17 protein-coding genes and 3 pseudogenes are annotated in these 24,898 nt (G+C 72.4%); 12 read left to right on the top strand and 8 right to left on the bottom strand.

Annotated features, from left to right (window positions below; translation table 11 throughout):
- Positions 1–266 precede the first annotated feature (266 nt).
- Both ACWDNY_RS00450 and ACWDNY_RS00445 read left to right on the top strand, forming a co-directional pair.
- A complete protein-coding gene (locus tag ACWDNY_RS00450; RefSeq protein WP_451643452.1) occupies positions 267–1,169 on the top strand; it encodes a universal stress protein in 903 nt (300 codons plus the stop codon).
- A 132-nt stretch (positions 1,170–1,301) separates the two neighbouring features.
- Positions 1,302–2,300, top strand: a complete 999-nt coding sequence (locus ACWDNY_RS00445) for an Acg family FMN-binding oxidoreductase (protein ID WP_451643451.1) — start codon at positions 1,302–1,304, stop codon at positions 2,298–2,300.
- Positions 2,301–2,483: 183 nt separating this feature from the next.
- On the opposite strand, the gene ACWDNY_RS00440 is transcribed toward ACWDNY_RS00445, so the two are convergent.
- A complete protein-coding gene (locus ACWDNY_RS00440) occupies positions 2,484–4,163 on the bottom strand; it encodes an HAD-IC family P-type ATPase (RefSeq protein WP_451643450.1) in 1,680 nt (559 codons plus the stop codon).
- Between the two features lie 236 nt (positions 4,164–4,399).
- Positions 4,400–4,591 (bottom strand): annotated as a pseudogene (locus tag ACWDNY_RS00435) (cation-transporting P-type ATPase); the annotation flags it as partial.
- Between the two features lie 448 nt (positions 4,592–5,039).
- Between ACWDNY_RS00435 and ACWDNY_RS00430 the strand changes: the two are divergent.
- Positions 5,040–5,717 (top strand): HdeD family acid-resistance protein, encoded by a 678-nt coding sequence (locus tag ACWDNY_RS00430; RefSeq protein WP_451643449.1) that lies wholly within the window; start codon positions 5,040–5,042, stop codon positions 5,715–5,717.
- Positions 5,718–6,168: 451 nt separating this feature from the next.
- Here the strand turns inward: ACWDNY_RS00430 and ACWDNY_RS00425 are convergent, their stop codons facing one another.
- From ACWDNY_RS00425 to ACWDNY_RS00410, 4 genes and pseudogenes are all read right to left on the bottom strand, one after another.
- Entirely contained in the window at positions 6,169–6,531 is a 363-nt protein-coding gene (locus tag ACWDNY_RS00425) for a hypothetical protein (RefSeq protein WP_451643448.1), read from the bottom strand.
- Between the two features lie 312 nt (positions 6,532–6,843).
- Positions 6,844–6,987 carry a hypothetical protein gene (locus tag ACWDNY_RS00420; protein WP_451643447.1) on the bottom strand — a complete coding sequence of 48 codons (144 nt, stop codon included), beginning with the start codon at positions 6,985–6,987 and terminating at the stop codon, positions 6,844–6,846.
- Between the two features lie 526 nt (positions 6,988–7,513).
- Entirely contained in the window at positions 7,514–8,635 is a 1,122-nt protein-coding gene (locus tag ACWDNY_RS00415) for a hypothetical protein (RefSeq protein ID WP_451643446.1), read from the bottom strand.
- Positions 8,636–9,141: 506 nt separating this feature from the next.
- Positions 9,142–9,467 (bottom strand): annotated as a pseudogene (locus ACWDNY_RS00410) (ISL3 family transposase); the annotation flags it as partial.
- Positions 9,468–9,669: 202 nt separating this feature from the next.
- On the opposite strand from ACWDNY_RS00410, the gene panD reads away from it, so the two are divergent.
- The gene (panD, locus tag ACWDNY_RS00405; protein ID WP_451643445.1) at positions 9,670–10,095 is read left to right on the top strand and encodes an aspartate 1-decarboxylase; all 426 of its coding nucleotides are present in this window, start codon (positions 9,670–9,672) and stop codon (positions 10,093–10,095) included.
- 24 nt (positions 10,096–10,119) lie between these two features.
- Entirely contained in the window at positions 10,120–10,467 is a 348-nt protein-coding gene (locus ACWDNY_RS00400) for a GNAT family N-acetyltransferase (RefSeq protein WP_451643444.1), read from the top strand.
- 910 nt (positions 10,468–11,377) lie between these two features.
- On the opposite strand, the gene gndA is transcribed toward ACWDNY_RS00400, so the two are convergent.
- Entirely contained in the window at positions 11,378–12,817 is a 1,440-nt protein-coding gene (gndA, locus tag ACWDNY_RS00395; RefSeq protein ID WP_451643443.1) for an NADP-dependent phosphogluconate dehydrogenase, read from the bottom strand.
- 300 nt (positions 12,818–13,117) lie between these two features.
- Between gndA and ACWDNY_RS00390 the strand changes: the two are divergent.
- Positions 13,118–13,813 (top strand): annotated as a pseudogene (locus ACWDNY_RS00390) (transglycosylase family protein); the annotation flags it as partial.
- Positions 13,787–14,443 carry a M23 family metallopeptidase gene (locus tag ACWDNY_RS00385; protein ID WP_451643529.1) on the top strand — a complete coding sequence of 219 codons (657 nt, stop codon included), beginning with the start codon at positions 13,787–13,789 and terminating at the stop codon, positions 14,441–14,443. The pseudogene ACWDNY_RS00390 and the gene ACWDNY_RS00385, both read left to right, overlap by 27 nt.
- On the opposite strand, the gene ACWDNY_RS00380 is transcribed toward ACWDNY_RS00385, so the two are convergent.
- Entirely contained in the window at positions 14,433–15,707 is a 1,275-nt protein-coding gene (locus tag ACWDNY_RS00380; RefSeq protein ID WP_451643442.1) for a DMT family transporter, read from the bottom strand. The genes ACWDNY_RS00385 and ACWDNY_RS00380 overlap by 11 nt on opposite strands.
- A gap of 379 nt (positions 15,708–16,086) precedes the next feature.
- Between ACWDNY_RS00380 and ACWDNY_RS00375 the strand changes: the two genes are divergently transcribed.
- From ACWDNY_RS00375 to ACWDNY_RS00355, 5 genes are all read left to right on the top strand, one after another.
- Positions 16,087–16,854, top strand: coding sequence for a (2Fe-2S)-binding protein (locus tag ACWDNY_RS00375; protein WP_451643441.1), 768 nt, complete (start codon positions 16,087–16,089; stop codon positions 16,852–16,854).
- Positions 16,855–16,902: 48 nt separating this feature from the next.
- Positions 16,903–18,075, top strand: a complete 1,173-nt coding sequence (gene glgA, locus ACWDNY_RS00370) for a glycogen synthase (RefSeq protein WP_451643440.1) — start codon at positions 16,903–16,905, stop codon at positions 18,073–18,075.
- 51 nt (positions 18,076–18,126) lie between these two features.
- Positions 18,127–19,347, top strand: a complete 1,221-nt coding sequence (glgC, locus tag ACWDNY_RS00365; protein ID WP_451643439.1) for a glucose-1-phosphate adenylyltransferase — start codon at positions 18,127–18,129, stop codon at positions 19,345–19,347.
- Between the two features lie 558 nt (positions 19,348–19,905).
- On the top strand, positions 19,906–22,518 hold the full coding sequence (locus tag ACWDNY_RS00360) for a PA14 domain-containing protein (RefSeq protein WP_451643438.1): 2,613 nt from the start codon (positions 19,906–19,908) through the stop codon (positions 22,516–22,518).
- Between the two features lie 52 nt (positions 22,519–22,570).
- Positions 22,571–24,892: a GH92 family glycosyl hydrolase gene (locus ACWDNY_RS00355; RefSeq protein ID WP_451643437.1), complete on the top strand. Its 2,322-nt coding sequence runs from the start codon at positions 22,571–22,573 to the stop codon at positions 24,890–24,892.
- The last annotated feature ends 6 nt before the right edge of the window (positions 24,893–24,898 follow it).

The following is a 24,898-nucleotide window of genomic DNA, read 5'->3' as shown; positions in this document are numbered from 1 at the left end:
GCGCGGGCACGCGCCGCGGGAAAGAGGACCGACCGGCCCCACGAAACCTCCGGACAGCCCATGGGGTCACCTCGTGATCGGACCGATGATCGAAGCGGGGGGCATGGCGGAGGAGGCCCATGGCGGACGAGACGCCCGACCGGCGGACCGCTCACGCACGGCTCGCGGACGGCACGAAGGGCCCGCCGGGCGCCGCGCCGCGACAACCCCACGGGGCGATCGCACGCCTCCGGCACCGAGGAGCAGACCCCACACAGGAGGACACCATGCCCGCACCGGTCATCGCCAGAGTCGACGGATCCCCCGAAAGCCTCGCCGCTGCGGAATGGGCGGCCCGCGAGGCGGAGAGCCGCCACCGGCCCCTGCGACTGGTGCACGCCCGGGAGTGGAACCCGCGCCCGCACGACGGCGAACCTGCGAACGCCGCACAGCGTCAGCGCGCGCTGCGGGTCCTACGACAGGCGGAGGACCGGATCCGCGGCGCGGTCCCCGGTGTGCGGCTCGCCGCCGAGCAGGTCGAGGGCCCGGCGACCGCGGCTTTGCTGAAGGCGGCCGGACAGGCGCACCTGCTGGTCCTGGGCTCGCGCGGCCTGACCGGCCTCGCCGGGCTCATGGTGGGCTCCGTCGCCCTCGGCGTCGTCGCCCAGGCCACGGGTACCGTGGTGCTGGTCAGGGCGGGGGAGCAGGCCGAGGACGAGCACCTCCCGGCCGACGACGGCAGCGCCGGCGCGCGCACCGCACACCAGGACGTGGTGCTCGGTCTCGACGTCAAGGACCCGTGCGACGAGGTGATCGAGTTCGCCTTCGAGGCGGCCGTGCGGCGGCGGGCCCGGCTCCACGTGGTGCACGCCTGGCAGCCGCCGTCCCCCCTCGGGCTGGGTCCCGGTGACATCGCCCTGGTGGACGCCCCCTGCCGGGCGGAGGAGTGGCGGGGCTTCGTGTCCGCCGTGCTCCAGGTCTGGCGGGGCGAGTACCCCGGCGTCGAGGTCGTCGAGACGGTCGTACGGGAGAAGGCCACGACCGCGCTGGTGCGGGCCGCCTCCGGCGCCGGCCTGCTCGTCGTGGGCCGCCACCTCACCGGCCGGCCGGCGTTCACACGCACGGGTCCCGTCACGCACGCCGCCATCCACCACGTCGGCTGCCCGGTGGCCGTCGTCCCCCACCACTGAAAGGAGCCGACACCCATGAGCGCGCCGTGCCCGACCCGCCGCGACGCGCGGTGCGGCGCGCCGGGGCACACGCGCGGCGAGGGTACCCACAGCGGGCGAGCGGGAACGATCGGCAGGGCAAGGTGAGCACCAGTGGACGACACACTGCAGCCGGACGCGAAGACAGTGGCAGGCCTGGTCGCCGAGGCCGTGACCGCCCCCTCCATGCACAACGCGCAGCCCTGGCGCTTTCGCTTCGTGGCGAGCGAGCGGGTCCTGCTGCTGCTGGCCGACCTCGACCGCGCCATGCCCCGCTCGGACCCCGCCAACCGGGCCCTGCACATCGGCTGCGGGGCGGCGCTGTTCAACCTGCGCGTCGCCGCCGCGCAGGCCGGTCTCCCCCTTGAGGCCCACCTGTTGCCGGACCCCACCGAACCGCTGCGGCTCGCCGCCGTCCGGCTGCGTGAGGCAGGCGCCGCCGTTTCGGCCGAGGACGACCTGGCGCGTCTGTACCCCGCCGTCCGCCGTCGGCACACCAGCCGGTACCCCTTCGACGAGAAGGACATCCCGGAGGACGTCCGGACCGCGTTGCGCGCGGCGGCGAACGGGGAGGGGGCCGACCTGCAGTTCCCCGGACCCTGGCACGTGGAAACCGTCCTCGGGCTGGTGAAGGACGCGGAGAGCCGAGACGCCCTGGATCCCGAGAACATGGAGGATCTGCAGCGCTGGACCAGGCTCGGCGACGAGGCGGACATCGCCACCGACGGAGTGCCGGAGTTCGCCTTCGGACCACGGGTGCGGGACGGCAAGGCCCCGCTGCGCGACTTCGCCGGCCGCCGCCCGGTGGCCGACCGCGGCACGACCTCGTTCGAGAGGAACCCGCACCTCGCGCTGCTGAGCACACCGGGCGACGCCTCCGCCGACTGGCTGCGCGCCGGCCAGGCCCTGGAACGCGTCCTGCTGGAGGCGACTCTGGCGGGACTCGCCACGTCCCTGACCTCCCACGCCCTCGAGAGCCGGGACCTGCGCCTGCTGGCCCGTGAGCCGGTGACCGGCACAGGCCACGTCCAGATGGTGCTGCGCCTCGGTTTCGGACCCCAGGGCCCCGTGACGCCCCGCCGCCCCGTCCGCGAGGTCCTCGAGGTCGTCTAGACGCCTTTCGAGGGGGGCATGCGGGATCGGTGACGGTGGGGGAGCCGGGCCGGGGGACGGTGCCCGCGGGGGCGTACTGGGCTGCCTGCGCGCCGAACATCGCGGCGTAGCGCCCCTGGACGGCCATGAGCTCGTCGTGGCTGTCCGGGGACGTTGGTGACACGCGTGCAGGATTCCGGGGGATCAGGAGGATGAGGTTCGGGAAGTCGGCGAGGAGGGTGACGCGGTGCTGCCCGTCGGGTGTGGGCCGTTCGCCGGCGGACGGCGGAGGACTCGCGGGCGCGGCAGGCGGGTCATGGTGCTGAACCGTGCTGCGCGGCGACGCAGATGACGGTGGCCGAGAGCGGGTTCGGGGCGAGTGGGGGGCCGCGTGGTCCGGTAGAAGATCCGTTTCCCGAGTTCGACGAGGAGCAGGTAGACGGCCACCATGGCGGCCACGGCGGCGAAGAAGGCTGTCGGCAGGGGCTGGAAGCCGAGGACGTGGGCCAGGGGCGTGGCCGGCAGGGTGGCGCCGAGGGCGACGACTCCCAGCGCGGTCAGTGTCAGAGGCAGGCTGGGGCGGCTGCGCCAGAACGGTGAGCGGCGGGTGCGGATGGCGAAGATCACCAGGGTCTGTGTGGCGAGGGACTCCACGAACCAGCCGGTGTGGAACTGGGCGGCGTCGGCGTGGAAGACGCCCAGCATCACGGCGAAGGTGACGAAGTCGAACACGGAGCTGATGGGCCCGAAGCAGATCATGAAGCGCCGGATGAAGGAGATGTCCCAGTGCGCGGGGCGGCGTACCTGCTCCTCGTCGACCTCGTCGGTGGGGATGGCGAGCTGGCTGGTGTCGTAGAGAAGGTTGTTGAGCAGGATCTGGGAGGGCAGCATCGGCAGGAAGGGCAGGAACAGTGAGGCTCCGGCCGCGCTGAACATGTTGCCGAAGTTGCTCGATGTGCCCATCAGGACGTATTTGATGGTGTTGGCGAAGATCCGGCGTCCCTCGGCGACCCCGTCGGCCAGGACACCGAGGTCCTTCTCCAGCAGGATCACGTCGGCCGCGTCTTTGGCCACGTCGGTGGCCGAGTCCACCGAGATGCCCACGTCGGCTGCGTGCAGCGCGAGAGCGTCGTTGACGCCGTCGCCGAGGAAGGCGACGTCGCCGCCGGTCTTCCGCTGGATCCGCACGATACGGGCCTTCTGCTCGGGGCTGACCCGGGCGAAGACGGTGGTGTCACGGATCGCGGTGACGAGCCGCTCGTCGTCCAGGGCGTCGAGGTCGGAACCGGTCAGTACACCGGCGCTGGTCAGCCCCAGGTCGTGGCAGACCTTGACGGCCACCGCGGGGTTGTCCCCGGTCACGATCTTCGTCGTGATGCCGAGCGCGTCCAGTTGTCCCAGCGCCTCGGCCGCGTCGGATTTGGGCGGGTCGAGGAAGACAAGCAGACCGGTCAGACGGAGGTCCCGCTCGTCGGCGGCACCGGGTGCGGTCGCCGGGCGGGCGGGCCGAGTCGCCACCGCGACGACTCGGTTCCCGGCCGCGAACTCCGCGTCCAGTGCCTCACGGACCGGCTCGGGGACCTCCGCGCAGCGTTCCAGTACCGTCTCCGGAGCGCCCTTGGTGATGAGCAGGGTGTCACCGACGGGGTCGGTGACGGTGACGGAGACCATCCGCCGCTCATGGTCGAAGGGCAGGGTGCCGGCCCGCTTCCAGCCGCTGAGCGCCGGGCGCTGGGCTGCGGCGGCCGGTGAGTCCCACAGGGCGTCGTCGAGGGGGTTTCCGCCCATCGGCCGGTCTTGGCCGTCCACGTCCGATTCGGTGCACAGCAGCCCTCGCTGCAGCACTTCCTCCGCCGAGGTACCGGTGACGGGTACGGCGCGCATGAAGTCGATGCGGCCTGTGGCCGCCCGTCGCGCAGCACGACCGCGTGGTGCCGGATCTTCGCGTGCAGCGCCTGGGCGGTCTTCTCCGCCCGGAACTCGTTGACGAAACCGAGGCCGACGGAGAGCGCGACGATCACCCCGATGATCACGGCGTCGCTGTGCTCCCCGACGAAGTACGACACGACCGCCGCGGCCAGCAGCAGGCCGAGCAGCGGCGACCGGAGCTGATGCCACAGCACCAGCCACGCTCGGGCCCGGTGGGAGTGGACGGCGTTCGGGCCGCAGTGCTTCAGCCGTCGTGCCGCCTCCTCCGACGACAGGCCGCCTCCCGGCACCTGGAGGTCACGGAGCACTTGCGCGCTGGGCAGCGCGGCCGCCGAGACGGCACGCCCCCCGGCCACCGGCCTCGCCCCGACAGCGGTCACCATCGGCGGCCACCGCCCGGGCGTCTGCACTCTCGCACAGCCGAACGCGCCGGCACCGAGCCGGACGAACGTCCGGCAGCGCTGAGCGGACGGAGGGACGGGCCCATACACGGAGCACCTGGCAGCGGCCTCACTTCCCCACCTTCCACCCTTCGACGCTCACACCCCAATGGGGCCTTCGTCCTTCTGTCCGGGACCTGCCGCCCACCGTGCGGTGTGCTGGTGCATGTGCTGTGGCCGCTGGATCGGCCGGTCCGAGGACGTTGCACCTCGGGCGCCCGCAGAACGGAGCGTGACCACCGGGCAGCCACCTGTGAGCACCGCCCGGAGGAGATTGTTCGTGTCATGCCTTCCGCGCCGTGAACCCTGTCCTCTCCAGCGCGCAACGTGAGGCCCATCGGGTGACGATGGACATGTACTGACCACGCTCTCTCAGAAGGAGCTAGCTGCCATGACGTCTCCTTCCGCTTCCCCCGGCCCGGTTCCTTCACGCGGAGCCGAACCACAGGAGGGCCCCCTGACCGGAGGCATGGCCGCCCTGGCGAACGCGGGCTGGCAGCTCCTGTTCACCATGGGCGTCGCCACGACCGCCCTGGGCGTCATCGCCCTCGTCTGGCCGGGACCGACACTGCGCGTCATCGGCCTGCTCTTCGGCGTCTACCTGCTGGCCACCGGTGCCTTCCAACTCGCCGCCGCGTTCGGCGTCCACGTCCCCGGGCACCTTCGCGTCGTGCACTTCCTCGCCGGCGCGGCCACCATCGTGCTGGGACTGATCTGCTTCCGGAGCACCCTGGAGTCGCTCTTCCTGCTCGCGCTGTGGATCGGCTTCAGCTGGGTGCTGCGCGGCACCCTGGAGACGGTCGCCGCGGCCTCCGATCAGACCATGCCGGCGCGCGGCTGGCACGTGGCCTTCGGCATCATCGGTGCTCTGGCCGGCATCGTGATGATCGTCATGCCGTTCGTCTCCATTGCGGTACTCACCCTGGTAGTGGGCGTCATGGCCATCGTTCTGGGCCTGACCGAATTGGTCCGCGCCGTCATGACACGCATCGAGATCAGCCGCCTCACCGCAGGTACGGCCCGCGAGCGGCGGCCCCTGTTCCACGCACGTCCGCACGCCCAGCACTGATCGGCGAAACCCCCGCGTAAAGATCCCACAGCCGGCCGGGCCTCGGGGGCAGCCGCCGAACGGCCGCCCCGAGGCCCGCGGGCAGCAGAGCGGCGGCGGCGACCCGGTCGGTGTCGGCCGCGCGCCGGACGGACAGGGCGAGTGTCAGCGCCCGTCCGACGGATTGGCCGGGCGCCCCGCCGTGACCAGCCCACGACGTGCTGCGCAGCCGGACCGTGCCGTCCGCCGCCTCGTGGTCGCGCAGACGGTCCGTCAGGGTACGGCGGACACGAGCCTGCGCGGTCCGGTCGGCCTGGTGCAGCAGCCGGCGACCGGGTCCCGTCCCCAGCAGGAACTGTGCCGCGTCCTCGGCCCCACGCCCCCAGACCCCGTACGCCTGCACCTGCGGCACCAGCGCCACTGGACGACCCGTCGCCGGGGGCCGGGTGCGGGTGCACTTATCCCGGTGCTGTCACCGGTTCCCGGCCCGCCTGCCGTCCAGCATTCCGTGCAGGTGCGCGGCGGCGTTCTCGATGTCCGCGTATTTCTGCTGTCCGGCGCGTACCTCGGCAGAGAGCACACCGCAGCGGTGGACGCGCTCGAAATCGCCGTAGGGGAACTTGTACCGGCCCTTGGTCTCCTCTCCCATCTCGTCATCGATGCCCAGGTACCACCTGGCGTACTCGTTGAATCCGTGCTCCTCGAGGTAGGCATTCTCGTCCGCTGCCGAAGGCCGGTGCTCGCTCCACTCGTCCCGGTCGTCCAGGACGATCCGGCCTTCTTCGGTCAGTTTCTTTGCGTGGTTGAACGCCCTCGCGTTCAGTTTCACCGTCATGCTGTTCACCGCCCCATCGACAGTCGTGTTCAGGTGTCGGCTGCTGCCGCCCGGATATCCTGTCCAGCCTGCCCCATCAGCTCGTTCAGGTCGCCGACCTCAGGGGCGAGTTCCCGCGCGCGGCGCGATCTGCTGCAGCCATGCCGCAGCGGCCAGGGCCAATTCGACGGCCTCCCGGGTCCGCTCCTCGCGGAGCAGGTTCTCGACCTTGAAAAGCAATGCTCGCGAGCGTGTTGTCATCGGTGCAGGCACCAACTAGGGCTCCAGGCCCGGCGGATACAGTGTCCGCTCCCGGTACTCACGCATCCGCGGTCACGACCGCGGGCGCCGCGCTGTACCTGTCGGGAGGCCCATGAAGACGTACAGGCGGGCCACCAGCCGTGGCAGGCCGGGGTGCTGATGCAGCCAGGCCATCAGTTCGCGCAGATCACCGACGTGGCCCATGATCTGCGACATGCATATCTCGACCATATGCGCGAAACCCGTGATCGCGCCCGCTGGGCACATGGCCGGTTCCCATCGCCGTGTTTACCGCGAGGGCCGCCGCTTTCCTGACGACGCCCCCCCCAGGAGTCGTTGCCGGTGCCCATAGGCGAGCGTGCCGATCCGTATCAGGGGGCCTTCCGGTGCGGCCCGGGCCAGGCTCCGGATCGTGGGGTTTCGGTGAATGTCCTTAACGGACACGAAAGACATGTCCCTGCGCTTGCTGACCCGGGCGCAGACCGAGGGTGCGAAGAGCCTGACGCTCGGAAGTGCTGCGACGGAGTCCGTGGCTCCGGCACGCCTCTGCGGGCCGTTCACCTGGATCAGGTGGAACGGTCGTTTTGCCGCCGGCCCGCCAGGCGAGCTTCGGCGCTCCGGCGGCGTGCCGTGCGGATCCCCGTCGGCCCCCGAGGCGAGACAACCACGCACCGACCGATCAGCGCAATCTCCCGACCCGGACGACCACCAACCGACGGCACATCCCCGATGAGGTAACCCGCTAGTCACCGTGGTCGTCCTGCAGCACGCTGCGACGCTCCTGTTCGCGCTTGGAGTAGGCGGCTGCCCGGATCGCCTCCTCGCTCTCCAGGCCCGATCCCAGCGCGCCGCCCACCGTGGCGACCGAAGCGACGAACCAAGACAGCGTCCAGTACTCCGTGACGTGCAGCGGCGTTCGTGTCGCGGAAGCGTACAGGCGGTCGTTGAGGAGGAACAGCGCCCACCCCAAGTTGATGACCACCAAACCCGCGTAGCAGACGATCACCCCGATACCCACGGTCACGACCGTCGAGGCGTTGTAGAGAGCCGCCCTCTTCCTCGCCTCCGGCGAAACCTCATCCGTTCGATGCCACAGGTTCGCGTCCACGATCAGCCAGCCGATCATGAGCGCGACAGACCCGACCATGGCGATCACTAGGCGTGGCGTGCTCAGGGAGGTGGCCAGGGTCCAGATGGTGGAGTTCACGGTGGCGACTGCTCCCGTGGCGAGTGCGGCCGCCAGGGCTTTCGACAAGCCCGGCACCAAGCGCCACGGCCGGTTGGCGCGGACCATACCGCTGAGCACCCTCAGGTTGCCGCGCGGCCCACTGACGACGTACCGCAGGTCGGCGATCTCCTCCTCACCGACCTGGCCCGGATGGATGGGCGCGAGACGACGGATGAAGGGCCCCCGCAGCGGCTGACTTCCCGGAGGTCGTTCAGGCCCAGTGGCCTGCGGGCCCGCCAAGCTGAGCACGGCTTCTTCCACGGCCTGCCGGGCCCTGGTCTGCAGCCGGAAGCCCCCCAGCGCGGGAAGAGACAGCAGCGCCAAGCCGTGTTCGTGACTCAGATCCACCACGAGCTTGCGCCCATGTGAGTGCAGCGGAAGGTCGGTGAGGGCCACGACGATGTCCCAGTTCCCCTCACTTCCGCGGTCCATGACCCGGCGCGTCAATGTGGACAGGTCATCGGTCCCTGCTGTGAAGGGCTCACTGACCACCTCGACGTCGAACCGTCGTCCCTGGCCTGATCTGTTGGCGAGCCGATCAGGAAGCATCTGGGCCATGCGTTGCGCGATCTCCGTCGGCGCATCCGGATCCGCCAGAAGAGCCACGACTGTAACGTCCTGCGACGACACCCGCATGACTCCTTATCGTCGGCTGCCCCCGCGATCGGACGTGGCCACAGGATGCCTCCGAGGTAACGCCGACGCCGCGTGACACGCTGGCCCCTGCCGGCAGGTGTAGGAGGTACGGTCAGACCTCCTCGTCTTCCCCCGTGCAGGACCTGCCCCACCACCGGGCCACACGGTTGCGTGCGCCACCGCGATCAGCGGGTCCACCCGGTCGAGGAGGCGGTGCGCGCCGTGGCCGGCGGCTGACGCCGCATTCCGCCCTCGCCCGGGTGCGGGTGACTCACACCCGGGCGCTTTCGAAGGCGCTGCGCAGCGAGTCCGACACGGTGTGTTCCCGCAAGCTGAGGGACATCGCCGCGCCGAGCGGTACACCCTTCGAGCACCAGTCGTTCGGCCACACCTTCGGGCACGTTGAGGCGATGTTGGATAAAGGGGCACATCCAGGGGGCCCGGGACAAGCTGGACTGGCTGAATGTGGCTCCAGGTCCGTGATCTCCACAACCGCGACGGCGCGCCGGGGCAGCTTCCTCCGGCTCGCGCAGCAGGGCGCGGTGCTGGATGACCGTCTTCTTGACGGCCTCAACGAGGTTCTTCCAGATGTGCCAGCGTCCGCGACATGGACAGCGTCCGGGGCGCCGAGCCGTCCGGCCTCGGCATAGGCGGAGCGGCCCCGGCAGATCCCCTCGATGCCAGGATGATCGGCGAGCCACCCGGCCACCATCGAGGTGTCCCGGCCGGGCAGTAGATCGACCGGCTGGCGCGTCTCGATGTCCACAAGGATCGTGCCGTAGTTGTGCCCCTTGCGCAGCGCGAACTCATCCACCCCGAGCACTCTCGGCGTGGACATCGCAGCCGACCAAGTGGTAGCGGCCGTTGGCGACGGCATAGCAGCCTGGTTCGTGCGGAAGCGCAGGCAGGGAGCCTGCTGGCCAGAGTGAAGCGAGGTTCCTCACAATCATCGACTCCAACGCGTGCCCGTGTACAGTAAAGACCGCCCTTGACCTGCACAAAGCAGGCAGGGAGCCGTCTTAGAGGAGTCCACAGTGCTGCGTACTCTGTTCAAGTCCAAGATCCACCGGGCCACCGTCACCCAGGCCGACCTGCACTACGTGGGATCGGTGACCATCGACGCGGACCTGCTCGACGCCGCCGATCTGCTGCCCGGTGAACTCGTCCACATCGTCGACATCACCAACGGGGCCCGGCTGGAGACCTACGTCATCGAGGGGGAGCGCGGTACCGGTGTCGTCGGTATCAACGGAGCCGCCGCGCACCTCGTCCACCCCGGTGATCTCGTGATCATCATCAGCTACGCTCAGGTGACCGACGCGGAGGCGCGAGCGCTGAAGCCCCGGGTCGTGCACGTGGACCGCGACAACCGGATCGTGGCGCTGGGTGCGGACCCGTCCGCGCCGGTGCCGGGCTCGGACCAGGAGCGCAGCCCTCAGGCCGTCGCGGCGCGGCCGTAGCACCACCGGACCAGGAGCGGGCCCGTGAGCGACGACATCGAGATCCGCGACGACCGTGCCGCCGGGCGGCTGGAGGCGGTCGGCGGGGGCGAAGTGGTGGGCCGCATCGAGTACTTCGTCCTCGACAGCCCCGGGCGCGCCCTGGTCCCGGTTCACACGATCGTGGAACCGGCGCACGAGGGGAAGGGCATCGCCGGCTCGCTGGCACGCGAGCTGTACGGCCTCGCCCGGCGCGAGGGTGTCGCCGTGGCCCCGCTGTGCCCGTACGTGGTCAAGTGGGCCGAACGCCACCCCGACCAGGCCCCGCCGGCCGACCCCGGGTTGCTGCTCGCCGCGAAGGACTGGCTCAAGGCCCACCCGGGACGTTTCTGAGCCGGCCACCCTGCCGTGCTCGCCCTCCCGTACACCTCGCCCGCCCGCGTTCCGGACTTCGACGCCCATGGGAACACCCCGGCCCCGCTGGTGGCACCGGCGGCGGTTCCGCGCCGGCACGGGCCTCGTCAAGCACGTCCCGTGACCCCACCCGGGCCCTCGGGGTGGTGCTGCCGGGTGACCACCGGGTGACTGAGCGCGCCGACGTCGGGTAGGTGGAGGATGAGTCCAGAGCCGATCTCCACCGACTGGCGGGAGGACGCCATGACAAACCCGTATCCCGATCCCGTCCCGCCCTCGCCCACGCCGGGCCCGGGGCCGGAACCCACGCCGGGCGGCCCGGACCCCGAGCCTCCGCACCCGGTTCCGGCACCGGAACCGCCGCCGGCCCCGCACCCGCCGCCCATGCCGGGTCCGGTACCGACCCCGCCGCCGGGACCGCATCCCGGCCCGCCTCCGGAACCGTCCCCGTCCCCCATTCCGCCGGGACCGGAGCCGGTGCCGAACCCGGAGCCGGGACCGCCGTTGACCTGAGCCAGCACCGGGGCGGCCGGGTCGCGGCAGGGAGCACGTGCGCGCCGGGTCCCGGCCCAGTGCCCGGCTCATCGGCCTCGGCTCACCGGCCCCCGTGCGCCGGGAACGTGCCCGTGACGCCGGGTCCCGGCTCAGTGCCCGGTCCCCGTGCGCCGGGAACCGCCCCCGTCACGCCGGCCCGGCCCGCCGGCCCCGGCAGGGTCCGGCGCCCCGGCCCCGGTTCACCGATTCCCCGGCCGACCGCGTACAACAAGACGGTGGGCGTCCCAAGGGACGCCCACCGTCTTCCCTTACCAGAGGCCGATCGGCCTCAGCGGCCGCGGAGACCGATCGGCCTACCGGCCCGTCGTCGCCCGCAGGCCGCGGACCGCGGTGCTCACGCCTTCACCTCCGACCGGTCACCGCCCCACAGCGTGTGGAAGGTGCCGTCACGGTCGACGCGGCGGTAGGTGTGCGCGCCGAAGAAGTCCCGCTGCGCCTGGGTGAGGGCGGCGGGGAGGCGCTCTGCGCGCAGGGCGTCGTAGTAGGCGAGGGCCGCGGCGAAGCCGGGCGTCGGCACGCCCTGGCGGGTCGCGGCGACCAGCACCTCGCGCCAGTCGTCCTGCGCAGCGGCGATCTCTCGCGCGAACGTCTCGTCGGACAGCAGGCTCGGAAGATCCGGCCGGGCGTCGTACGCGGCGCGGATGCGGTCCAGGAAGGCCGCGCGGATGATGCAGCCGCCCCGCCAGATCGCGGACACGGCACCGAGGTCGATGTCCCAGCCGTACTCCTCGCTGCCCGCGGCGATCTCGTGGAAGCCCTGCGTGTAGGAGACGATCTTCGAGGCGTACAGCGCCTGTTCGACGCGGTCGGCGAACGCGGAGGCCTCCGCCTCGCCGAGCGGCGCGGCCTTCGGCCCGGCCAGGTCGCGTGAGGCCTCCCGCAGCTCGGCGTGCCCGGACAGGGAGCGGGCGAAGACGGCCTCGGCGATCCCGGACACGGGCACGCCGAGGTCGAGCGCGATCTGCACCGTCCAGCGGCCGGTGCCCTTCTGCTCGGCCTGGTCCACGACCACGTCCACGAACGGCTTACCCGTCTCCGCGTCCACGTGGGACAGCACCTCGGCCGTGATCTCGATCAGGTAGGAGTCCAGCCGGCCGGTGTTCCAGGTGCGGAAGATCTCCGCGATCTGTGCGGGGGAGTACCCGGCGACGTCGCGCAGCAACTGGTACGCCTCGCCGATCAGCTGCATGTCGGCATACTCGATGCCGTTGTGCACCATCTTCACGAAGTGCCCCGCGCCGTCCGGACCGACGTGCGTGACGCAGGGCGCGCCGTCCGCCGCCTTCGCGGAGATCTTCTCCAGCATGGGGCCCAGCGATTCGTACGACTCCGCCGAGCCGCCCGGCATGATGCTCGGCCCGTGCAGGGCGCCCTCCTCACCGCCGGAGATGCCCGTGCCGACGAAGTGGATGCCCTGCTCGCGCAGCTCGCGCTCCCGGCGCCGGGTGTCTGCGAAGTGCGCGTTGCCACCGTCGATGATCATGTCGCCGGGCTCCAGGAGCGGGGCGAACTCCTGGATCACCGCGTCGGTCGGCTCGCCGGCCTTGACCATAACGACCAGGCGGCGCGGCCGCTCCAGCGCCGCCACGAACTCCTTGGCGGTCTCGGCCGCGACGAAGTCGCCCTCGTGCCCGAACTCCTCGACCAGGGCGTGCGTCCGCGACGCCGTCCGGTTGTGCACGGCGACCGTGTAGCCGTTGCGCGCGAAGTTGCGGGCGAGGTTGCGGCCCATGACCGCGAGTCCTGTGACGCCGATCTGGGCTGTAGTGCTCATACCGCCTGCTCCCTTGAAGATCCTGTCCATCGCCTGCGTCCTGCCGGGGTGCCGGTCGTGCCGGTCAGTATCGCCTTCGACCATCCTGACGTGCCGCAACGGCGACCGCACCACGCCACCCCGTGGACTCCATTACGCGCGGGAGGTGCCGCACGCCTCAGCGCGGGCGCCACCGATCCGGACAAGGGGAGCGCCATACCGGCCAGTTGGGGCGGCCAGGCGGCGAAAACCCGTCTTGTGGTGGCCTGTTCGCCGCGTTTACTTTTGCCGCTCCTGACGCACGCCGAGGGGGCTTCAGACATGGCCGCACGCGGCCGGCACCGCCGGTACCAGCCCAACAGGATCAACCGCGCCTCGCTCACCGTCACGGCGGGCGGCGCGGGCATGGCACTCCCGCTCATCGGCGCCGGCGCCGCCCAGGCGGCGGACGTGGCCACCTGGAACAAGGTGGCGGCCTGCGAGTCGAGCGGCAACTGGGGCATCAACACCGGCAACGGTTACTACGGCGGACTGCAGTTCACCCAGTCCACCTGGGAGGCCTACGGCGGCACGAGGTACGCCCCGCGCGCCGACCTGGCCACCAGGGACCAGCAGATCGCCGTCGCCGAGAAGGTGCTCGACGGGCAGGGGCCCAGCGCCTGGCCGGTGTGCTCGGCACGCGCCGGACTCACCTCCGGCGGGGGCACCGGAACCCATCCGGACGGCGCACCGCCGCGCGGCACCAAGAGCGCCACGGACGGCCGGGACGCCGACACGGCCACGGCCCGGAGCACCAGGGCCGCGCGGACGTCCGTCCGGGACGTGCAGCCGCAGACCACGCCCCAGTCCCGGGCCGGGACCGCGCAGATGTACACGGTGGTCCGCGGCGACACCCTCTCCGGCATCGCCGACGAGCGGGACGTCGACGGCGGCTGGCGGCGGCTGTACGAGACGAACCGCGCGACGATCGGCGGTGACCCGGATTTGATCATGCCGGGGCAGCGGCTCGCGCTGCACGAGACCTCGGCCGTGTCGCGTGCGCCGCACACGGCGCACAAGGAGAGCAAGGCGCCCTCCGCGCACCCGCCGAAGACGGAGCGGCACGCCACCCCGTCGAAGAAGAGCGAGAAGCACACCGCTGCGAAGACGGAGAGACACCCGGCGGAGAGACACCCGGCGGAGAAACACACGACGGAGAGACACACCACGCCGTCGAGGACGAGCCGGTCGCATACCGCCTCGCACGCCCGTGTCGCCCCCGTGAGCGGCCCGCTGGGCACGTCCTACCACGCGACGGGATCGCACTGGTCGAAGGGCTACCACACCGGCGTGGACTTCGCCGTGGCCACCGGCACCTCGGTGAAGGCGGTCGCCGGCGGGCACGTGGTCGCCGCCGGCTGGGGCGGCGCCTACGGCTACCAGGTCGTCATACGGCACTCCGACGGCCGCTACAGCCAGTACGGGCACCTGTCCGCGATCGCCGTGCGCGACGGCCAGACGGTGACCGGCGGCCAGCGCATCGGCCGCTCGGGAGCCACCGGGAACGTCACGGGCCCGCATCTGCACTTCGAGGTGCGCACGGGGCCCGGATTCGGTACGGACATCGACCCGGTCGCCTATCTCCGGGCCGGGGGCGTCACGATCTGACCCGGGCGCGGACGCGGGCGCCGTCCCGGTCGTCGAGGAACGGCACCGGGACGTACGGGCCGCCGTGGAAGGGGCCGAGGACGAGGGCCCCCGCCAGCGGCTGGAGTTGGCGCGGCGGTGCCGGCAGGAAGACCGCCGGCACCGGGGTCCCGGGGTGCCCGCCGGAGGGGGCGGGAAGCACCGCCGACGGCTTCCGCGCGGGCCCCGGTCCGGCGGGACCCGCCGGAGGCGCGGCATCCCCGTCCGCCGGCTCCGCCGCGGACAGCGAACCCGTCCCGCCCGCAGGCTCCGCCACGGTCGGAGAACCCACCACGTCCGTGGGCTCCGCCGTGGCCGACGGCTCCGCCATCCCCGACAGCTCCGCGATGGCCGACAGCTCCGCCATCCCCGACAGCTTCGCGATGCCCGACAGCTCCGCCACGTCCGCGGCCTCCGTCCGGCTGAGGCGTTCGGTGGTGAGCAGGATCAGCCCGCCCGCCGCCACCACGCCGCAGCCGAGGGCCAGCACGGTGCCCGTGCTGCCGTAACGGAAGGTTTCTCCGAACATCGTGATGCCGACCGCTGCCGCCGCCACCGGGTTGACCACGGTCAGCGTGGCCAGCGGCGCCGCGAGGCCACCGCTGCGGTAGGAAGCCTGCGACAGCAGCATGCCGGCCGTGGCGAGGACGCCTATCACCGCGAGGGAGGGCAGCTCGGCCACCGTCACGCCGCCGGCGACGTCGACCGCGACGGTCTTGGTGAACACCGAGGACATGCCGAACGCGACGCCGGACGCGCCGGCGAGGAGCATGCTGCGCACCGCCGGGTGCCGGTGGGCGGCCCGGCTCATGATCACCAGGGCCACCACCGCACCGGCGGTGACCGCGGCCACGGACACGCGCTGGGGGCCGGTCAGCGACTGCGCGCCGGAGGCGCCCACCACGGACAGCAGGCCCGCGAGCCCCACCGTCGCCATGATCGCGCCGCGCCACGCGGCGGCCCCAGCCCGGCGGCCGACGAACAGCGCCGCCATGGGCAGCGCGCAGACGATGGTCAGGGCGCCCAGGGGCTGCACCAGACTCAGGGGACCGTAGGCCAGGGCCACCACGTGCAGCAGGCCGCCGAGTCCGTTCAGCCCGACCGCCGCCCACCAGCCGGGACGGCGCAGCGGCGCGTACCGTTCGTTGGGGGAGGACACCGCGACCCGTTCCTGCACGATCGCTCCGCCGGCGTAGGCGACGGCGGAGACGAGCGACAGCAGCACGGACAACGCGAGGGCGCTCATGGGCGGCTCCTCCGCGTGAGGCGGGGGCGGTGACCCCTGCATGACGAACGCTCGGCTTCCATGGGCAACACCCTGCCGCGCCGGGCCCTTCGCGTCGTCGTCCCTGAGCACCCACTGGGTCATACTGCCGATGGAGTACGGCCCCGGCGTCGTCATACCCGGGGTGGGGAACAAGGGGCGGCCGACCCCGAGGAACACGGGTCTCCGCGACGGGCGGACCACCTCGGCGGGCGCGTGCGTGCGATCGTCCGGTGCTCGGTGCTCGGTGCTCGGTACCTGGCGCCTCGTCGGCCGGCACCGCGCCGTCCCTCACGGCGCCCCCCGGTGGCCGGGCTCCGCCCGTCCGCCTCGCGGAGGGGCTCTGGTACTACTGCTCGTCGTGGACCTCGATCCTGATCTGGCGGCGCTGGCGCCCCTCGGTGGCTTCTTCGTGCTGCGCACCGGGCGGGCGCCCCACCGGCCGCTGCCCACGCTGGCCCGCGCCTACGGTTCCCCGCACGAGGACGCCGGCACCCGCGGCGGGGAGGGCCCGGACGCCCACGACGACCCGCTCGCGTTCCGGGTCCGGAAAGTGGCCGGCGCCCTCCGTACCGCCGAACCGCGCGTCGCCGCCTCCGTGGCGCACCAGGGGCTGGCGGCGCGGTTGTGGTCGGCCGCGCTGGGCTGCGCCGCGCTGTACGGCAGGGTTCCCGACCTCGACGCCGGTCTGCTCGGCTGGGACCCCGACGGCAGCGCCCCGGACGATCTGTGGCTCGCCGAGGTGCGCCCCCTGCCCGCCGACGCCGAGACGCTCGCGCGGGTCGTCCTGGACGGCCACCTCGCACCCCTGGCGGCGGCCGTGTGTGCCCGCCACCGGATCGCGCCCGCACTGCTGTGGGGCAACGCGGCGTCCGCGCTGGCGGCTGCGGCGCGCCTGCTGGAGCGGTGGGCGCTCGGCAGCGGCCACGCGGGGGCGGGCGCACACGCCCGCGACCTGTCCGCCCGCCTTCTGGCCCACCCCCGCCTCGCCGCGACCGGCACACTCACCCGCGGCGGGTTCCGGCGCCGCAGCTGCTGCCTCTACTACCGTGTCCCCGGGGGCGGTGTCTGCGGTGACTGCTGTTTCCCATGTGCCCCGGGCTCTTCCCCGCGCGCCGCATCTGGGTGACCATGATGACCATGAAGTGACCGGGCCGGTCGGACAGGGGGCACTGCTTTGCGAGTGGGACTGCTGACCCGTGAGTACCCGCCGGACGTGTACGGCGGCGCGGGCGTCCACGTCGAGTTCCTGGCGCGCGAGCTCAGGACGCTCGTCGACCTGGAGGTGCACTGCTGGGGCGAGCCGACGGCGGCGGAGCGGGCGGCCGGCGTGGTGCGCCACCGGCCCTGGCCCGCGCTGGACACCGCCAACGACGCGCTGCGCACCTTCTCCGTGGACCTGTCCGTCACCGCCGCGCTCCAGGGCCGCGAACTTCTCCACTCCCACACCTGGTACGCCAACCTCGCCGGCCACCTCGGCAAGCTGCTGTACGGCGTCCCGCACGTGATGACCGCCCACTCCCTGGAGCCGCTGCGTCCCTGGAAGGCCGAGCAGCTCGGCGGCGGATACGCCCTGTCCAGCTGGGCCGAGCGCACCGCGATCGAGGCCGCCGACGCGGTGATCGCCGTCTCCGGCGCCATGCGCGAGGACATCCTCGGCTGCTACCCCGACCTGGACCCGGACCGGGTGCACGTCATCCACAACGGCATCGACACCTCCCTGTACCGTCCCGACCACGACACCGACGCCCTCATCCGCGCCGGTGTGGACCCCGACCGCCCGTACGTGCTCTTCGTCGGACGCATCACCCGTCAGAAGGGCGTCCCGCACCTGCTGCGCGCGGTACGCGGCATCGACCCCTCGGCGCAGGTCGTGCTGTGCGCCGGCGCGCCCGACACGCCGGAGATCGACCGGGAGTTCCGCGAACTGCACGACGAGCTCAGCCGGGCGCGCGACGGCGTCCACTGGATCCCGAGGATGCTGCCCCGCACGGACGTGATCCAGCTCCTCACCCACGCCGCCGTCTTCGTGTGTCCCTCGGTGTACGAGCCGCTCGGCATCGTCAACCTGGAGGCGATGGCGTGCGGCACCCCCGTGGTCGCCTCCCGGGTCGGCGGCATCCCGGAAGTGGTCGAGGACGGCCGTACCGGGCTACTCGTGCCGCTGGACGGCGGCGACGAGGCGTTCGAGGCAGGTTTGGCCCAGGCGCTCGACCGGGTGCTCGGCGACCCGGAGGCCGCCCGGCGCATGGGCGAGGCCGGGCGGCGGCGCGCGGTCGAGGAGTTCGGCTGGGACGCGGTCGCCCGGCGCACGGCGCGGCTCTACGAGAAGATCGTCGGACAGGCTTAGTCCTCCCCGCCCAGGGGCACTAGTGGGTTCAACAGGGTGAGGGGAGCGGCCATGCGTCGTGGTGGACCTTCGGTCCTCGGGATCGTCCTCGCGGGCGGGGAGGGCAAGCGCCTGATGCCCCTGACCGCGGACCGCGCCAAACCCGCGGTCACCTTCGGCGGCACCTACCGGCTCGTCGACTTCGTCCTGTCCAACCTCGTCAACGGCGACATCCTGCGCGTCTGCGTGCTGACCCAGTACAAGTCGCACTCCCTGGACCGGCACATCACCACCACCTGGCGCATGTCCAGCCTGCTGGGCAACTACGTCACGCCGGTGCCGGCGCAGCAGCGGCTCGGTCCCCGCTGGTACCTCGGCAGTGCCGACGCGATCCTGCAGTCCCTCAACCTGGTCTACGACGAACAGCCCGATTACGTGGCCGTCTTCGGTGCCGACCACGTCTATCGCATGGACCCGCGGCAGATGCTGCAGCAGCACATCGAGGGCGGCGCGGGCGTGACGGTCGCCGGTATCCGGGTGCCGCGCGCCGAGTCGGCGTCCTTCGGCGTGATCACCCCGGCCTCCGACGGGCAGACCGTCGAGCGGTTCCTGGAGAAGCCGGCCGACCCGCCCGGGCTGGCCGACGACCCGGAGTGCGTCTTCGCCTCCATGGGCAACTACATCTTCACCACCAAGGCGCTCGTCGAGGCGCTGCACCGGGACGCCGAGGACGCGCACTCGGTGCACGACATGGGCGGCTCGATCCTGCCCCAGCTCACCGACCGCGGCGAGGCGCAGCTGTACGACTTCAGCGACAACCACGTGCCCGGCGAGACCACCCGCGACCAGGGCTACTGGCGCGACGTGGGCACGCTCGACGCCTACTACGAAGCCCACATGGACCTGATCGCCGAGCGTCCCGCCTTCAACCTGTACAACCGGGACTGGCCCATCTACACCCACTCCGCGCAGCTCTCGCCGGCCCGCTTCAACGCCGGTGGCATAGCCGGCGAGTCGATCATCAGCGCCGGCTGCCTGATCCGGGGGCAGGTGACGCGGTCCGTGCTCTCGCCGGGCGTCGTGGTCGACCCCGGGGCGGTCGTGCAGGGCTCGGTGCTGCACGACAACGTGCACATCGGCCGGGGCGCGATCGTCCGCGGGGCCGTCCTGGACAAGAACGTCGAGGTGCCGCCCGGCGCGACGATCGGGGTCAACCCGGAACGCGACGCGGAGCTGTACACCGTCTCCAAGGGCGGGGTGATCGCGCTGGGGAAGGGGCAGCGGGTGCCATAGTGCCGGCGGCCCCGCCGCGCAGGGCGGCCAGGTGCGCGCCCATGTGGGCCGGCTCGCCCCCGCGCCCTTCCCTTCGGTACCGGGACCGCCGGCCGCGCACGCCGGCCACCCACCGCCGACGCCGGCCGCGCCCGGGCTCGAGCCGCCGCACACGCCTGCGCCGGTGTCGCGGGTCTCAACACCGGTTACTCCAGGCACCGTTCGGAGCACGGGAACGCCTGTCGCGCCCGAATCAGGCGCCGGTGACGTCGCGACAGATCACACCACGCGGAAGCGACGTCCGCCCGGAGGCGACGTCCGCCCATGCACGCGCCCCGCGGTCGAACGGCCTGGGGGCGGCCCGGAGACGGCCGCGGGGAACCGGCCCGGAAGCCGACCGCGCATCCGCCCGTTGCGCCACCGGCCTGCCCGATCACCGTCTGTCTTGTCATGTCCCTGGACGGTAAGCGGATTCCGTGCTGTCATGCCCACTGCTGCCCATGACAACGTTGCCGGGACCCGGTCCCCGCCGCCAGGGCACGAGCAAGAGCCGCCCGTTCCTTCCGTCCAGGAGGATGTGTGCGCACTCAGCGCCTCAGAAACCGACTCGTGCTGCTGCTCGCCGGGGCCCTCGGCCTCGCCGGACTCACCGCGTCGCCGCCCGCCTCGGCGGCCGCCGACGATCCGGCCGAGGTCCACGGCCTGAAGGGCGAGTACTACACCCAGTCCGCCCCCGGCGCCTTCGACTTCCACACCCGCAAGGCCACCGCTGTCGACCCGGACCTCGACTTCGACAACCTGGAGCCGCGTCTTTCGTTCACCACCGGGCAGTCGGACGACGTGAGCGTCCGCTGGACCGGGCGGCTCGTCCCGGAGGAGACCGGCCCCCACACGTTCTCGATCACCGGCGACAACGGCTTCCGCCTGCTGATCGACGGCCGCACCGTCATCGACCACTGGGTCGACGACTGGGACCGCGAGCAGACGTCCGCGCCCGTCGAGCTGACCGCCGGCCGGTCCTACGACATCAAGGTCGAGTACTTCGAGCACTACGGCGGTTCCAACCTGCACGTCCGCTGGACCCCGCCCGGCGGGACCAAGGAGCCCGTCCCGCAGTCGGCCTTCCGGCTGCCCGAGGGCTTCGGCTACGACGGCGCGACCACGACCGCCGTCCTCGGCGACGGCCGCACCCTGAGGCTCGGCTTCGCGCAGCGGCTCGCGCCGCCACCCGCCGGCCTCGACGGCCACCTCCGGGCGGTGATCGGCGGCGCGGCCTGGCCGCTGGGCGCGGCCCGCCTCGACCCCGCCGACCCGCGCGCCCTGCTCGTCGCCCTGGAGGAGCCCGTCGTCGGCAACCGGACCGGCACCGCCCGAGGCACGGCGGACGTCCGCTACGACGGGAAGGGCGGCCTGGCCGCGGCCGACGGCAAGGCCGTCGGCGACTTCCTCAGCAGCGGCGCCAACCGCTCCACCCACGAACTGCGCACCCGCTGGGCCGAGCAGGTCGGCCCGGACAACGCCCTCCCCGAGTACCCGCGCCCGCAACTCACCCGCACCGCCTGGCGCAACCTCGACGGACGCTGGGAGTTCGCCGCCGCCCGGGCGGGCGAGCAGCCGCCCGTGGGCCGGACACTGCCCGAGCGCATCCTGGTGCCCTACCCCGTGGAGTCGCAGCTCTCCGGCATCGAGCGCCACGAGGACCGCATGTGGTACCGCCGCACCTTCACCGTCCCCGCCGGCTGGCACATCGGCGCGGGCAAGCGGCTGCGGCTCAACTTCGGCGCGGTCGACTGGCAGACCGAGGTGTACGTCAACGGCATCCAGGTGGCCCGGCACAAGGGCGGGTACGACAAGTTCAGCGCCGACGTCACCGACGCGCTGAAGCCCGGCCGCACCCAGGAACTCGTCGTCGGCGTGTACGACCCGACCGACGCGGCCGGCGGCGAGAACCCGCCGCTGGGCAAGCAGCGCCTGGATCCGAGCGGCATCTGGTACACGCCCACCTCCGGCATCTGGCAGACGGTCTGGATGGAGCCCGTCGCGCCCGACCACGTCGACTCGCTCAAGCTCGTGCCGGACGTGACGCACGGCCGGCTCACCGTGGAGGCCAGGGGCGTCCGGGACGGCGTGCCCGTCACGGCGACGGCGTACGACGGCCGGCGACCGGTCGCCACCGCGCGCGGACGCACCGGCGGCCCGCTCACCCTGGTGATCGACGACCCGCACCTGTGGTCGCCCGACGACCCGTTCCTGTACGGCCTGAAGGTGCGTGTCGGAACCGACGACGTGGGCAGCTACTTCGGCATGCGCTCCGTCGCCGTCGAGCACGTGAACGGCGTGCCGCGCACCCTCCTGAACGGCGAGCCCGTCTTCATGATGGCCACCCTCGACCAGGGCTTCTGGCCCGACGGCCTCTACACGGCGCCGACGGACGAGGCCCTGGCGTACGACCTGAGGGTGCACAAGGAACTCGGCTTCAACGCCGTGCGCAAGCACATCAAGGTCGAGCCGGACCGCTGGTTCTACTGGGCCGACCGGCTCGGTCTGATGGTGTGGCAGGACATGCCGGCGACGACCGCCGGGGTCGACCCGTCCACCGCCGCCCGCGCCGAGTACGAGCGGGAGATGAAGGAGGTCATCGACGAGCACGTCAGCAGCCCGTCGGTCGTCATGTGGGTGACCTTCAACGAGGGCTGGGGCCAGTACGACGTGGGCCGTGTCGCCGAGCAGGCGGCGGCCTGGGACCCCACCCGCCTCGTCAACAACCAGTCCGGCCTGAACCTCGGGGCCGACGGCGGCGCCGGCGACATCATGGACGAGCACGGCTACCCCAGCCCGGCCCTGCCGCCCCACCCGGACGGGCGGCGCGCCCTGGTCAGCGGCGAGTACGGCGGCCTCGGCCTCGCGGTCCCCGGCCACGCCTGGCCGGTGCAGCAGTCGTACGTCGACGTCGACCCGGCGACGTACACCGACGACTACCTGGCGAAGCTGGACGAGGTGCGGGCGCTGGTGTGCCGCGGCGGCAACGGCGCGGTCTACACCCAGATCAGCGATGTCGAGGGCGAACTCAACGGCCTGCTGACCTACGACCGCACGGTGCTCAAGCCGGATGCGGCCCGGCTGAGGGCGGCTCACCGGACGCTGATCCGCGACGCGTCCCGGGCGGCACCCGCGGGATGCCCGGCTGACTGACCCTCAGGCCTGATCATGCAGGGACCGACGTCCCCTTCCGGAGGTCCCCCGCATGAGATGGACCCGGCGCCTGCGCCTGTGCGTGGCGGGTGCGGTGGCAGCGTCCGCGCTGACCGCCGCACCCGCCACCGCACGGGCCGCCGCACCCCGTGACGGCAGGCTCACCGACCTGGTCGACCCGTTCATCGGGACCGCGCACGACGGCAACACCTTTCCGGGCGCGGCCGTGCCCTTCGGCATGGTCCAGCTCTCCCCGGACACCGGCCACTTCGCCGGGTACCACCACGCCCACGACCGGATCCGCGGCTTCTCCCTGGTGCACCTGTCCGGCGTCGGCTGCCGCATCGGCGGCGACCTGCCGGTGCTGCCGACCACGGGCGAGGTCACGCAGACGGACTACGCGAAGTACGCGGCCCGGTTCCGCCACGGGAACGAGACGGCGAGCCCCGGCTACTACCGCGTCGGTCTGGACTCCGGCATCGACGCCGAACTGACCGCCACCGCCCGCACCGGGGTGCAGCGTTACACCTTCCCCGCGACCGACCGGGCCAACGTCCTGCTGAACGCGGGGCAGGCCTCGCACCGCACGGTCGCCACAGAAGTCGAGATCCTCGACGACCGCACCGTGCGCACCGCCGTCACCGGCCGCGGCTTCTGCGTCGACACCCTGCCGTACACCGTGTACACCATCACCCGCTTCGACCGGCCCTTCACCGCGTACGGCACCTGGGACGGCAGCACCGTCACCGCCGGTGCCACCTCCGGGCACGGCGGGGCCTACGTCCGCTTCGACACGACGAAGGACCGTACCGTCGAGGCGACCACCGCCCTGTCGTACGTCGACGCGCGGGGCGCCGCCGGGAACCTGGCGGCGGAAGGCGGCCGTTCGTTCGACTCTGTGCGCCGCGCGGCCCGCGGGACATGGGAGCGGCGGCTCGGCGTCGTGCGCGTCCGCGGCGGCGACCACACCCTGAGCCGCACGTTCTACTCGTCGGTGTACCGGTCGTTCCTCGCACCCAACCTGGGCAGCGACGCCGACGGCCGCTACACCGGCTGGGACCGGCGCGTGCACCGGGCGCGGGGCTTCACGTACTACCAGAACTGGTCCCTGTGGGACACCTACCGCACCCAGGCGCAGTTCCTGTCCCTGTTCGCGCCGCGCGAGGCCCGTGACATGGCCGTCTCGGTCGTCCGCGTGGCCGAGGAGAGCGGCTGGCTGCCCAAGTGGGGCTACGCCACCGTCGAGACGAACGTCATGACCGGCGACCCCGTCACCCCGTACCTGACCAACGCCTACCAGCAGGGACTGCTGAAGGGGTACGAGGAACGGGCGTACCGGGTCCTGAGGAGGAACGCCGACGGCGTGCCGCCGGCCGTGTCCCCGGCCGTGGGCCGCGACGCCGGCCCGGACTACCTGGCCAAGGGGTACGTGCCGTACACGGCCGGCCACAAGCCGGTCAAGCCCGGCCACTCGGACTACGCGTTCGGGGCCTCGGCGACCCTCGAGTACGCCCTGTCGGACGCGATGCTCGCCCGGATGGCGCGCGGCCTCGGTCACCGCGCGGACGCCGAGCGCTACGCGGCCCGGTCCCGCTCCTACCGCAACCTCTTCGACCCCTCGACCGGATTCTTCCGGGCCCGCGACGCCTCGGGCGCCTTCACCGGCCCTGCGGACCCCGCCCGGAGCGTGGGCTTCCACGAGGGGACGGCCTGGCAGTACCAGTGGCTCGTGCCGCAGGACGTGCCCGGTCTGGTGGACCTGCTCGGCGGCGCCCGGAGCACCAACGACCGGCTGGACGCGTTCTTCGCCCACGACCGGCTGCTGCGGGACCCGGCCCGCACCGCGCGCGAGGTGTGGGTGCACGAGCCCTACGCGTACTACGGCAGCGCCACGTACAACCCGCAGAACGAGCCCGACCTGCTCGCCCCCTACACCTACCTGTGGACCGGGCAGCCCTGGAAGACGACCGACGTGGTGCACGCCGCGCTGACCCTCTTCACCGACGAGCCGGCCGGCCTGACCGGCAACGACGATCTCGGCACCATGTCCGCCTGGCACGTGCTGGCGGCCATCGGGCTCTTCCCGGTGCAGCCCGGCTACGCCACCTGGGGCCTGTCCACGCCCGTCTTCGAGCGCGTCGACCTGGTCCTGGACCGCCGCTCCTACCCGCGCGGCGGCCTGACGATCACCGCCCCGGGCACCTCGGACGGCGGCCGTTACATCCAGACGGCCCGCACCGACGGGGTGACACTCGACCGGACGTATCTGACCACCGGCGCGCTGCGCTCCCTGCGCAGGCTCGCCTACACCGTCGGCCCGCGGCCCTCGGTGTGGGGCACGTCCGCGCAGGCCGCGCCCCCGGCGCTGCGGTGACACCCG

This window comes from Streptomyces sp. NPDC003697 (assembly GCF_053587115.1).
The sequence above is the reverse complement of the archived record's forward strand: the minus strand, read 5'-3'. Positions and strand labels throughout refer to the sequence as shown.